12 protein-coding genes are annotated in these 13198 nt (G+C 37.7%); 3 read left to right on the forward strand and 9 right to left on the reverse strand.

The window, feature by feature from the left end:
- Nucleotides 1–51 precede the first annotated feature (51 nt).
- A complete protein-coding gene (locus WAE64_RS06380; RefSeq protein WP_340235414.1) occupies nt 52–1170 on the reverse strand; it encodes a hypothetical protein in 1119 nt (372 codons plus the stop codon).
- 256 nt (nt 1171–1426) lie between these two features.
- Between WAE64_RS06380 and WAE64_RS06385 the strand changes: the two genes are divergently transcribed.
- A complete protein-coding gene (locus WAE64_RS06385) occupies nt 1427–1825 on the forward strand; it encodes a hypothetical protein (protein WP_340235415.1) in 399 nt (132 codons plus the stop codon).
- 77 nt (nt 1826–1902) lie between these two features.
- On the opposite strand, the gene WAE64_RS06390 is transcribed toward WAE64_RS06385, so the two are convergent.
- The 8 genes from WAE64_RS06390 to WAE64_RS06425 all read right to left on the reverse strand — a co-directional run bounded on the left by WAE64_RS06390 (nt 1903) and on the right by WAE64_RS06425 (nt 9258).
- Nucleotides 1903–2430 (reverse strand): YciE/YciF ferroxidase family protein, encoded by a 528-nt coding sequence (locus WAE64_RS06390; protein ID WP_340235416.1) that lies wholly within the window; start codon nt 2428–2430, stop codon nt 1903–1905.
- A 253-nt stretch (nt 2431–2683) separates the two neighbouring features.
- The gene (locus tag WAE64_RS06395) at nt 2684–2947 is read right to left on the reverse strand and encodes a hypothetical protein (protein ID WP_340235417.1); all 264 of its coding nucleotides are present in this window, start codon (nt 2945–2947) and stop codon (nt 2684–2686) included.
- Between the two features lie 42 nt (nt 2948–2989).
- Entirely contained in the window at nt 2990–4126 is a 1137-nt protein-coding gene (locus WAE64_RS06400; RefSeq protein ID WP_340235418.1) for a DUF4932 domain-containing protein, read from the reverse strand.
- Between the two features lie 477 nt (nt 4127–4603).
- The gene (locus tag WAE64_RS06405) at nt 4604–5053 is read right to left on the reverse strand and encodes a hypothetical protein (protein ID WP_340235419.1); all 450 of its coding nucleotides are present in this window, start codon (nt 5051–5053) and stop codon (nt 4604–4606) included.
- Nucleotides 5054–5597: 544 nt separating this feature from the next.
- Nucleotides 5598–5813, reverse strand: a complete 216-nt coding sequence (locus tag WAE64_RS06410) for a hypothetical protein (RefSeq protein WP_340235420.1) — start codon at nt 5811–5813, stop codon at nt 5598–5600.
- A gap of 140 nt (nt 5814–5953) precedes the next feature.
- Nucleotides 5954–6808: an isocitrate lyase/PEP mutase family protein gene (locus tag WAE64_RS06415; RefSeq protein ID WP_340235421.1), complete on the reverse strand. Its 855-nt coding sequence runs from the start codon at nt 6806–6808 to the stop codon at nt 5954–5956.
- 4 nt (nt 6809–6812) lie between these two features.
- Nucleotides 6813–7190 carry a nuclear transport factor 2-like protein gene (locus tag WAE64_RS06420; protein WP_340235422.1) on the reverse strand — a complete coding sequence of 126 codons (378 nt, stop codon included), beginning with the start codon at nt 7188–7190 and terminating at the stop codon, nt 6813–6815.
- A gap of 88 nt (nt 7191–7278) precedes the next feature.
- Nucleotides 7279–9258: a helix-hairpin-helix domain-containing protein gene (locus WAE64_RS06425; RefSeq protein ID WP_340235423.1), complete on the reverse strand. Its 1980-nt coding sequence runs from the start codon at nt 9256–9258 to the stop codon at nt 7279–7281.
- A gap of 296 nt (nt 9259–9554) precedes the next feature.
- Between WAE64_RS06425 and WAE64_RS06430 the strand changes: the two genes are divergently transcribed.
- Together WAE64_RS06430 and WAE64_RS06435 are read left to right on the forward strand one after the other, a co-directional pair.
- Nucleotides 9555–11357: an alpha-amylase family glycosyl hydrolase gene (locus WAE64_RS06430; RefSeq protein ID WP_340235424.1), complete on the forward strand. Its 1803-nt coding sequence runs from the start codon at nt 9555–9557 to the stop codon at nt 11355–11357.
- A gap of 66 nt (nt 11358–11423) precedes the next feature.
- Nucleotides 11424–13130 carry a hypothetical protein gene (locus WAE64_RS06435; RefSeq protein WP_340235425.1) on the forward strand — a complete coding sequence of 569 codons (1707 nt, stop codon included), beginning with the start codon at nt 11424–11426 and terminating at the stop codon, nt 13128–13130.
- The last annotated feature ends 68 nt before the right edge of the window (nt 13131–13198 follow it).

Consider the following 13198-nt stretch of genomic DNA (forward strand, 5'->3'; position numbering starts at 1 on the left):
TTGTTTTATACTAATAATAGGTAGTACGTAAAAAATATTGCGTTTCAGGCACTATTCGTTACAATTTCCAATTTCTTTCAGTTTTACCCGCACTCTGTTGAAAGTAACCTTTACCCGTGTGCGGGTGCCGGCTTCGTCTCCGGCGGTATCGCCAACAAAAGCAAATCGTTTAATTAGCTCGCCACTACCTGTTTCAAAAAAATCTTCTGCGTGGTTGCTGTCTAAATAATTTGTACTGGTTTCGTTATCACTTACAATACTTACGATTCTTCTGCTAGATGGTGCTGTATAAATCGTAAAAACAGATTCTCCCTCAGCCGTTGTCCAATCACTTTTTGTTTCTCTGGCAAGCATCTTCACCTTTGCTTTAATGGTATTGTTATCTACATAAATTTTCACATTTGAAGTCACGCTTGGGCCATTTCCACCATAATCTCTGTCTCCACGAGTACGTGGTGGCATATAAGTAACTACATCGGGCGAAAACGATACTTCCTCTTCTTTGCAATCGGGCACAACAGGTTGCGTAATAGCAATAGAAGACATTGCATTATTTTTATATTCCAGTATTAGGTGTTTACTGGCATTATTCAATAAAACGCCATTACTACCCAGATTAAGCACCAGATGATAATGCGACAACCTATTAAGTGCATGCGTAACATCAAGTTTCTGGTTTGTATTTGTTACCAGATACAGTTTTAATGATTGGTTATCAAAATCATAACCTGAAATATCAACCTTATTTCTTCTACTCGGCATCAGATTCATATCAATAGCCGAAGGGACAACCTGGCAAATAGCCGGGTTTCGCGCTGGTATTGGCTTCTTTAGCACCTCAGCTTTTATTCTTTGCAAGGCTTGTACAACTCTAGCACCTAGAAAATCGACATTACATCGAAGCTCTGAGCCAGCCGCGGCTATGGTTCTGTTGGCCAGATTCTGCACCTCATTACGAATGGTGCTTTGAGCTTCGTCTGTCAGGTTCTCGGCTAATTCATGCAATGTGGCCTGCCATGACTCCGACTCTTGTGTAATTTTGTCAATGGCATCGTCTAGCATAGCTACTGTATTGTTTGTTATATCCTGGGCTGTGTCTCTGATTGTTGATTTCAGACTACAGCCAAGCATGGCAAAAAACATAACGGTGCTAATCAGTAATTTTTTCATGGCTTAAGCATTTATATTTTATGAGATATAGCAGCTTTTAGAGCCACAAAAGTACTTTTAAAAGCACTGCCGAAATAGCGGAGAAACCCTTGTTTCCTTAGGTAAAAACACTAAATTTTTACTGTAAGAAAGCATACATGAAACACCTTTTGGCATTGTTGTCTTTTTATTACTATTTCTGGGGAAATAATTCCTCACAAGTTCATGGAATATAGTTTTCTGATAAGCACATAGTTATCATCTCAATTTCATTTCTATGGCACTTTACACACAAATCATATGGCTCTTCGTATTGGCAATACCTATCTCTTGTGTTGCATGGACGGTTACGCATGAAGAAATTTTTGCCGAACCCCGAGAATACTGCAAAAAACAAAGTCAGAAAGCAAAACGCTTACTGCAACGCAAGTTCTTTTATATTTTCACTTGTGAATATTGTTTCAGCTTCTATGTGAGTATTCTTTTTATTATCATCACCGATTTTCAATTATTATTTACCGACTGGCGGGGCTACGTGATAGCTGTGTTTTCGTTGGTTTGGGTGGCCAATATATACATGAGTTTGTTTTTCAATATCAGAATCGGTATTAAAAAAGAAGGCTTAGAAGCCAAGGTAAAAGAGAAAGAGCTAGACGAAATAAAAAAGACTAGCTAGGATAAAACAAATAAACCTTGCCATTTGGCAAGGTTTATCATAAAATTCTTCAATATTTCAGGCATTATTTCTCGTTTTTAATCGAGTACCGCCTCCATATAAATGTAAGCTTCGGCCAAATCATTCAGTTTACCATTTGCCTGTATCTCTTCATCTAATGTAATTTGTAAAAGTTCTGCTACCTCTGCATATCGCAGTATGTGGGCGATTGTGCGCAATGTACCATAAGAGGCAATCTCGTAATGTTCTATTTTCTGAGAAGCAAAAATCAAACCCCAGTCTCTTACACTACTTTGTTCTTCAGTCGACTCAATGATTTCGTCGCATTCATTTATTAAACCTACCATAGCCGAGCATTTCTTGGTTTTAGCAGGTTCATCTATTACCTTAAATATACGTTCAAGCCTGTTTACATGGGCTTGCGTTTCTGTTAAGTGGGTCTCAAAAACTACTTTTAGGTCTTCTGATGTTGCAGTTCTGGCTAATTTGGGTAACGATTTTATTAATTTCTTCTCGGCCCAATACATATCTCGTAAGCCAATAATAAATAGTTTTCTTAGTTTTGCTCCATTATGCTTAACAATATCTGTGATGTAATTTTTCATGGCTAACTTATTTTAAAAGTTAAATGGCTATATTAATCCCATAAAAAACTTATACCAGTAACGTATAATAGTTAAACCTAAATAATTGGCACAGAACAAAAATGTTTACGAGCTAAAAATAAAATTATATGAAAATTTATTAAAAGGCACTATATAGATAAGGCTCTCTGTTTTGAAACAGAGAGCCTTGTTAAGAAAATATATCTTTGATGCCTTAGATAGCTACAAATGCAGTAGTTTTTATAATAGAATTTTAGTTGCTGATTTCTCTTGATTCTATTTCTGCCTTAATTTCATCGAGTCCTTTTTTATTAGCTGCCATAATAACTATTAAACTAATAGGCATTACCATCAATGCAATTGAAATAGCCGTAAAGCCCTTTTTAACAATCAAGAAAACTACCGCTGCTATTAGCACAAACAATACGCCGATTATTCCTCCTAAAACTCCTTTATAAGTTTTTTCTCTTTTCTGTAGTTCGGCCAAACTTAGGTTTTTCAGGCTTGTATTTTTCATAGAAGTATTTGTATTTTGGTTTATCGGCCAATATTACAACACTTATTTATGTTTTGCAATTTCTTTCATAGCAGCCAGCAGTGTTTCATCATAAGTTTTGTATCGCCCGTTATCGTATTTTCGAAGCTCCGTAATTATAGTTGGTATATAATCAAAGCGTCGGTCTTGTAGGTAGGAATTTAGTAAATTTTTAGCTCCCTGCTTATCACCTATTTTCTCTGCAATCATAATTTCTCCTGCTCTCACAAAATGCTCATACAAGCAGGCACGCCAGGTATTATAGCCCTGGTTCGACATCACCAGTCTCATGGGTTCCAGTAAACTTTCGGTTTCTATTATCAGTTTTTCAGGCAATTTATCTACACTTGGGTTTACAAACGAATGCCCAAACTCATGCACACTTAGCTCTCTTAGTCTTTGTTTATCGGCAAAACCCATTTGCAGAGTATTAACACCTGAAAATTGCTGGAAATCGAGCGCCCCAAATACATTGTAGATATGCGTTTGCTTGTCTTTTGTGTACCTTATCCCAAAGCCCATGCCTTTTGGTATTGTAAGGCTTGGCACAAGGTTGTAGGTATTGAAACTACCCTTATAAAAGTTCTCCATAGCACTTATAAAATCGGTTTCGGGCAGGCTTTTTCTTACTTCTTCAAGAGCAACCTCATAATACTTTTGTGAGTCGGCTAAATACTGCTCAAAATTAATTTCTTTACTGAAGGCATTGAGCCCACTTAAAAATACTATTACGTTTTCTTTTGCTTCTTTAGGATTCTTGGTCTTCGAGAAATTGATATAATATGATTCTGCAATTGCGTCTGTCAGTTGGGCATTCGGGCAAGCGTCTACTTGTACCAAAAATGCGATAAGATAATCTAACCAAAGGTGGTCGGCTACTGCAAAGCTTGTTGCGAGGCTCTCGTTTGTGGCAAATTTCTTATACTTTTCATAAATGCTGTATCCGTAATTGTGCCAGTCTTTTTTAGGCATTTTCTTACCTCTTACATCAATCGTTTTGGTTTCGATATCGTTGCCTTCAAAACCAATAAAATAGGCAAGCCCCAGCAATTCAACATTCTTGTTTATTTGAATCTTAAGTTTTTTGTTAAGGGTTGTACTTTGAGCAAAAGCAACGCATGAAAGGCCAATAAGCAGTATAAGGGTAATAGTTTTTTTCATAATGTTATCCGATTAGGTATTTTTAAATATGAACTCTAACAAGCTTTGATATACTAATAGACAATGCTATTTATAAAAACCCCTATGTACAGTTTGTTATTATTCTTTATACCTATTGGGTGAAATAGATTTTCAGATTTTAAGATATCATCCCTACGGGACTTCGCTCTTAAATCGTTTAATTTTTACTACCAATATGACATCCCTACGGGATATTTTTCAGTCCCATCGGAACGATATATCGGTAGTAAAAATAGTAATATCAGAGTAATGTATCCCGTAGGGATAATATATTTTTAATTTCACCCAACGGGTATTATTCTTTATAATACTTTTTATGTTGTGTTTAAAGTGTATGTTTATTGGTTGCGTGTTCATAACAGCCCTCTGAAAACGCCAACAACCCTTACAAAAATTGTAAGGGTCGTTAAGTATTTAATAAAAATACTCAATAAATATTTTCAATAAGCATAAGTCTTATTGTGCTCTTAGTGCATCGTTATCGGTAAATACATACTCTACGCCTCCGCAGCTTTTGTTAAGCATACTATTCTGGTATCTTGAATAAGCCTTTGGATTAAAGAAACTACGGGCTTCTTGCTTACAGTTAATTTCGCCATTTATTACCTCGCATTGTTTCACATCAATAATTTTTTTGCCGTTGGCAAGTACAACAATTACAGAATCGCCATCTTGAAGAAAACTACCCAGTGGGCTCTCGTCTGACCAGAAACTAAAATCAATTGTTTTCTGATTTTCCACTTCTATCATTTTTATATTTCCCATCGAACGATTTCCCCAACCAAATTGAACAGGTTGATTGGAATTGTTGGTGAAGCTAACACAATATAAGCAAGTTTGAGGGCCTATACAGGCATTAAGAAGAAAAGCACTGCTTATTACAAAAATTACAGCTTTCGTTTTCATGATATACACGTATTAATTACAACAAAGGCTTAATACCAATCTGTCGTTAAGTCTTTATAATAAACCATTTATGAGGCAGTTTGTTCAATAAAAACAGTTGATCTGTTTTATGAGCCTGCACACTAAAATTCAGCAAAAATATACCTGACTGAATATTAACTCAAAAAGGCTTTTTTTGTAGCATATTGTCAACAGTAACAAAGATAATGAGGAAGAATAAACCCACGTATAACAGTAGCATCTCTAGGTGTAGTATAGCTTTGGACCAAACATTATCAGTAATTCTGCAAAATATCTCCAAGTGTGTTTGGTATAGTTTTTTATTACTGATAGATAACTTTTCTAACAGAAAATGAGGAATGTTTAAAATTAATAAAAACAAAAACGCGATAGAGCCTATCGCGTGATTTAAAATAATAAAGCTATGGAAACAATCATCGAAAATAGTGTTCAACACAGATTTTATATCTTACGAACCGACCACCACGTTTTTTATTATTCAATCATGACGAGTCCTGAATCGCGTTTTTGTTGGTATCAGCTATTAAAGCCTGTTGTCTGAGCGTGCTCCTGTTGTTTTTGCATTAGCATCTGATTTTAAGCCTCGCAAACGATTCACGCTGCCAGGGTTATTAACCGTAGCCTCTGATTTTCTATTTCCTGCATACTCTTTGCCTTGTGTTCCTGAAAAATCATCATCGGCATTTGTAGAATACTTATCCTTTGTATCCTTGTTTGTGTTTTTGTGTGTAGTTTCCATTGTCTTAATCAATTGAGTTGATAAATACTTTTGTTAGGATAAAACTCAAAAACTTCATGCCAAGTAGATAAAGACAAAGAATACTATATGGGAATGGGTAAAAAAGGGCAAAACAACCCACAAATTTATCTCTAATGAGATTATTGTAGTTCTCTATTTATGAGGCTCTTCACATAATCGCTCGTTACATCATTATTAATAATTTCGCTTAGGCCATCGTAGTCTTTTAGTTTTGTAGCCATGTCTTTCATGGTTTTCAGGGCTAGTTTCAGGTAATTAGGGCCTAAACTTACTCTGGCTACTCCTATTTCTTCAAGGTTTTTCAACGGGGGAATGCCAGGGAAAGTCAGCACATTAATCGGGAATTCGATAAGCTCATATAGTCTTTTTATATCCTCTTCTTTTTTCATAAGAATCGGATAAAAACAACCAGCACCGGCTTCTTTATAGGCAAGCCCTCGCTTTATTATCTCATCAAATTTTTCTTCTTCGCCTTTAAAAAGCTGTCCATGTAGCAATACATCGGTTCGGGCATTTATAAAAAGTGGAATATCTCTTTCCTGCGCTACTTCTTTTATGATGCGTATTCTTTTACATTGCTCTTCAAGCGAATATATTGCCTTTGTATCGGTATTAGTATCTTCTATATTTATACCGACAATGCCTGTATCTAGCAATTGATTTATATTATTGCGCAATTGGGCATCAGTTGTAGCATAGGCACTTTCAATATCGGCAGTAACAGGTACAGCTACACTATTGGCAATTTGCTTGAGGCGTGCCAGAACATCAGCAAAAGGCAGTTGTTCGCCATCGTTATAGCCATTCGAAAAAGCTATTGAGGCACTGGCTGTTGCTATGGCAGAGAACTCAAGGCTTTCGAGCAAGATAGCACCCAGTGCATCCCAGATATTGGGCAAAATCAACAATTTGCCTGTATGGTGCAAGGCATAGAGCTTTAGCGCTTTTTCTTTTTGTGTAGGTTTTGTTGTCATGGTTTTAGCTTACATCAGTAATAGAAGTAATTTTTGAATGAAGAAAATTAAACACAGATTTTCCTTTCATATTAAGCGTATCACCTTTTTTTAAAGTATCCGAAAAATCAATGGCTAAAACAGCATGATAATCTATGTCTATTTCTGTCTGATTAGCGTCATGTCTAAACGCAGTAATAGTTTGCTTACGAGATACGAAAAAAGCTTTTGCTTTTTCGGCCTGCTCTCTAAATGCCGATATGCCTGTAATACTCAAATTGACTTCTCCACCCGATATGTTTTCAAAATTAATGTTTTCATCTAAATCTTTCAACATACCCTCAACATCAAAGCTATTATAAGCCGCTATATACTGCTTTATTACTTGTTCCCGTTGCTCCATTATATTGTTTTATTGTTTTTTTAAATATATGCAATTTAGGCGAAATTAAGAATTCAGAATATTGGTTATAATAATCAATTTAATATCTTCAAAACTTATATCTCACCTGCAAACTAACATCTGACTTATGGTTTCCCTCAATGGTATCATTACCGCTACCGATGCTATGCTGGTTTTGTAGTTGCGTACGAGCATAGCGTGCCCATAAATCCAGATGCTTATTTAAAGCATATCTGGCAATCAGATACATCCGTAGCCCTTTACCATAATAAGCCGGAAAAGAAACTGCATACAAGACGTTGTTTTCAAAAGCATAAATACGGGAGTCATAATCGTCGGTAGCAAAATATGCTATTCTACCTTTTAAATGCAGTTTTTTGATATTTCCATCTATATCTTGCATAAGCGCATAGCCTACCGACTTTGCTCTGCCTTGGTAATGAAAAGTGTTTATTTGTACCCTACTCTGAATCTTGAATGCCCGGTTAATAGTATAATCAAAATTGCCAAGTATATTCTCCCGAATAGTATTTACCACAATGTCTTGCGGAGTAGTATTATCAGGCAGGTTTTTTCCTTTATGCTCGGCATGGTATTGTGCATATAAAAGTGCTCTATGATTGAGCTGATAAGATACCCTGAATAAATAATCGAAACCTTGCGAGGGAGCATCAACCAAATACCTGAGCCAGGGGAAACGGAATCGGTCATAAAAAACACTAAAAGTAAGACTCTTTGCAGGCGTATATTTAAGCCCCCAATAAATACCCTGTTCGTTGATAGTTCTACTACCTTCGGCTAAAGCATTGGCATAAAAACTATGGAAGTCTCTGCCATAATACCGCAGATGCATAGCCCATTCTACTTGTCGGCTTAAAGCTGCTACCCAACCGCCTGTAAGCCCAATGCCTCCGCTACTGCTGCGGGCAGCTTCGCCAAAGAAATTGATATTCTGCCATGTATAAGTAAAATTTGTACCTATTACTATATTTTGCTTACCCGTAAACTCAAACTTGTTGTAAAGCCTTGGTCGGCGCATCAGCACGGCATCAAATTGTGTATGTAGCATAGTAGCCCCCACATAACCATTACGGAAACGGAAGGTGGCATTTACGCCAATATTCTGCTCTGTAAGTTGGTTTTTACGGGCCAATTCCGTTTCAGTACGATGGTACCCCGATGCAAGAATAGAACTAAAGTATTGCTCTCTTTCGCCATCGGCTTCGTCAATACTGGCATCTCTTTTGGTATAAGAGTAAAAAGCTGTAAGGTCAATTTTATTGAGCTGGTAAGTAGCCGCTATGCCTCTTAAATTGCCACCTTCGAGCAAAGAGCTATAAGGTCTTATACCCATATTACTACGCCGCACAGTTGTTACGGCTTCGCTGCCCTTACCTAAGAAAAACCCGGCACCTAACACAAGCCCCTGCCCGAATTGCACCTGATAATCGCCTATCACAAGGTTTTTCAGCTTACCTTTGTTCTGTAATTGTAAGTGAAAACTATAAAAATCGAGGTAGTTTTTCTCTCCGGCGTCCTTTTCGGCAACTAAACCTATCTGAAAGTCTCGTGGGTGGCTCAACCTGTATCGTGCATATATTTGTTGGGGTGAGCCAAGATATTTGTTTTCTTTAAAAGCTCTACTTTTTTCCAGAGTCTGGCTTCCTCTTAATATCAAATAGTGGTCGCTCGCATTAGCAACACTACCAGGCAATGTCTTGATATTAAACTTTTGGCTAACCTCTACAAAGGGTAATAGTTGCTGAATGGTATTCAGATCAAAGCCCGTAATTGCCTGAAGCTCATAGATACTCAGTAGGTTTCCGTATTGTGCCCTATGCGCCAGCAGATTTTTAATTTGTACTACCGAAAGCACGTATAAAGCCGATAGTTCTTCATAACTCGCTGTATTTAAGTCGATTGGATTCTGGTATAATTGAAACAGGCTTTCGTATAGGTCTTCGTAATTAATATTTTCTTGTTGTAAAGAGAAAATGCGCTGTATAAACTCATCGAGGTTGATTTCAGGGCGTGGTCGGGTTTGCGCTTGAGACAGATACGTTAGCAAAAACAGTACAAAAATTAAGCAACTGCTTTGCCTCTTTAACCCAAGAGCCAGCACTGAGCCAGACCCAAAATTATGTTTACAAAGAGCGTCTTTTTTAGTCACGTTTGATAACGGGAGTTGTTCAGAGCAAAGTTTTTGGTTCTGAAATATGGGGAATTTTTATGCATCCAAAATTAAAGAATTCTTACATAAAAGCAATTATCTGACGGCTCAATGTAGACTTTTTTTCCCAAGAACCAGCTATACGTAGTGGCATAGATTTTTTACTTTAATAGTATATAAACCTACTTAAAAGTATGAGAAACGTAGAAAATCAAACTGAAATTTACATTAATGCAATGGGAGCTACCCCCCATGAACACGGAGTTTTTTTTAGAGTATGGGCACCACATGCCGACTACGTATCGGTTGTGGGAGACTTCAATAAATGGAACGAGGGGGCAAATCCTTTAATTGCAGGAGAGAATGGCTGTTGGGGTGTAAATATTGAAAATGCTAAAGAAGGCGACCAATATAAATTTTTTATTAAAAATGGTGAATTAAATCTTTACAAAAACGATCCTTACGCCCGACAAGTAACCAATTCAGTCGGCAACTCGGTAGTATATAATCCTAAAGCATACGATTGGGAGAATGTTACTTTCCAAATGCCTGCCTGGAACGAACTGGTAATTTATGAGTTACACATAGGTACATTTAACAGACCAAAACCTGATACAGTAGGTACATTTCATGATGCTATCAAGAAACTGCCTTATCTGAAAGGGCTTGGCATTAATGCTGTTGAAATTATGCCTCCTTTCGAGTTTGCCGGTGGTGTGTCGTGGGGTTATAACCCTGCTCACCCTTTTGCAATCGAAACCGAATATGGCGGACCCGTAGCTTTTAAAGATTTTATTAAGGCAGCCCATAAATTGGGTATTGCAGTAGTATTAGATGTTGTTTATAACCACTTTGGGCCTTCGGACCTCGACTTATGGCAATTTGACGGCTGGCACGAAAACGGCAAAGGTGGTATTTATTTCTATAACGACTGGCGTTCGATAACTCCTTGGGGCGATACCCGTCCGGATTATGAACGTCCTGAAGTTGGGCGTTATATTAAAGACAATGCCATTATGTGGCTTGAAGACTATAAGGTTGACGGCCTCAGAATGGATATGGTGCCTTATATCAGAAATGTACACGCCGACGGAAATCCTGCACATGATTTGCAAGAGGGATTGAACATGATACGATGGATTAATACCGAAGTAAGAGAACGTTTTCCGAATGCGCTGGTTGTAGCAGAAGATATGCATGGGCAAAACTTCATAACCGACAATGTTCATGATGGTGGCTTAGGTTATGGGTCTCAATGGGATGCCGACTTTGTACACCCGCTCCGTAATGTGCTTACACAGGCATCAGACGAATACGTAGACATGAACCTGATTTGCTCGGCTTTATTTAATCGTTATAGCGACGATGCCATGCGTCGTGTAGTATTTACAGAATCGCACGACGAAGTAGCCAACGGCCGTGCAAGAGTAGCCGAAGAGGTAGAACCCGGTAACGCAACAGGATGGTATGCCCGTAAAAAAGCTACTTTGGGTGCGGTAATGGTTTTAACTTCGCCTGGAATTCCGATGATTTTTCAAGGGCAAACTATTCAGCAGGATAGCTGGTTTCAGGATACTGAGCCACTAGACTGGGGACGCCTGAAAAACTTATCGGGTATTTCGAATATGTATAAAGACATGATTCATCTACGCAGGAATCTTACAGGCGTTTCGGCTGGATTGATGGGTCAACATACCGAAGTGCTGGCACTAGACCACGAGAAAAAACTGATTGCGTTCCAGAGATGGCATCAGGGAGGGCCAAAAGATACTACAGTAGTCGTGATGAATTTCTCGCACGAGACTATTCTTGACTATCCAATCAGGTTTCCGGCAGAAGGAAAATGGTTGGTGCGTTTCAATGGTGATTCCAAAACTTACGAATCAGACTTCATACATACCGAATGTGTAGAAGTTGATACAACTATAGAAAATGGAACTATTATGGGTCAAATCTCAGTAGGGCCATATAGTGCTTTAGTACTTTCACAAGACTAAGATTAATTCCGGAAGTACCATGCCTCGTCTCCTGCATGGTACTTTTATACAAATTCCACAACCACTATGAAAATTAAGCATCGATGGCAAAAAATTACAATTGGTATCATAAGTAGTATTCTGATTCTGCTCATTGTCCTGACCATCGTTGGTTTTTTCTTCCTAAAACCCATCGTAAGCAACCGCATTGAAAAAGGTGTGCTAAAAGCTACCAATCGCTTATACCATATTTCCTTTTCTGATATACGTTACAATCCCATTATTGGCGATATTGTCATTTCTGACGCACATTTTGTACCCGATACCCTCATTTATAAAAGACTACATCAAGTTCAGAAAGCACCTGACGATTTACTGTCAATCCATGTACCTAGCGTAAAGTTTACGGGTGTTTCTCCACTAGCTATTATTTTTACTAAAATACTCGATATAAACTCTGTACGTATAGATAACCCAACTATTACTGTTTCTCATAAAAGCCTGCCTTACAACAAAACTATTGATTCGGTAGAAAGAAAAACGCCTTATCAGTTAATATCTAAATTTGTTAAATCTCTGTACATTAATAGTGTCTTACTTAGAAATGTAGACCTGACTTTTGAAAACAAGGAATCTGCAAAAGCAAAGAAAAGTACTATTAAGAATCTTGACATTCAAATTACAAACATACTGCTTGATTCTCTTGCTGATAAATCCACCCAGAAGGTCTATTATGCTGATGATTATACCTTTTCTATCAAAGAAATTAATTTGCCTGATAAAAAACAGTTGAATGATAATATATTCAAAAATATCGTTTTTTCGCTCAAAAACAGGCAACTAAGCCTGAGCAGCTACCATCTTAAACCCCGGGCAGGCAACATGACTTTTGGCAAAGTATCGGGCGGGCAAGACCGTGCTGAAGTGATGTTTAAAAATATTCTTATCAAGGAAATCCAGCCCGAAATGTTGTTTCCTGACAATAAACTTTATGCACAAACGCTAAGTATTGATAGCGGCTTTGTAAAGGTATTTAATGATAAGCGTTACCTGAGAGCCAAACGTAATAAAGTGGGGGAATATCCTCACCAGATGTTGAAAAAACTTGATTTAAAGCTTAATATTGATACCGTAAACATAAGCAATGTAAGCGTTTCGTATGCCGAATATGACCCCGAGGCAAAACTGACTGGCGCTATTAGCTTTGACAGAATAAAAGGCAAGATATTTAATGCAACAAATGATAGCCTGCCCCTACTGAAAAACCCTATCTGTAAAGCTCAGTTTCATACCTATTTTATGAACAGAGGTAGCCTGAACGTATATTTTACTTTCAATACGCCTTCTAAAAAAGGTGATTTCACCTGCGAAGGGCAATTAGGTAGTTTTGAGGGCACTTCTATCAACAACATCACTGTTGCGCTTACGAAAGTAAGCGTACAATCTTTGCAGGTAAATAAGTATGTTTTTAAGCTCAAAGGAGACGACTATCGGGTAACAGGTTCGGGTACTTTATATTATGAAAATCTGCAAGCTACGCTTTTAAAAATAGGCGAAAAGAAAGATACAGTACAAGAGAAACCCCGCAGATTCAGGTTGTTTAAAAAGCGTCACGTACCTACGTTTTTAATAAACAATCTGGTACTGAAAGACTCGAACCCAAGTAAGAAAGACAACCTGCGAGTAGGCACTATTGATCACACACGCGTTCCGACCAAATCATATTGGGGCACTCTTTGGGGCGCTTTAAGCCAATCTCTAATTCAGTGTGTAACCGGGGGTAGCAAGGATTAAATAGCCGATTTAAGCACCTTATGCGCTTATAATAATTCAAAACCCTGCTGTTATGCTCTTTGTAGATT

The sequence above is a fragment of the Emticicia soli genome (assembly GCF_037860775.1).
Lineage (GTDB): Bacteria > Bacteroidota > Bacteroidia > Cytophagales > Spirosomataceae > Emticicia > Emticicia soli.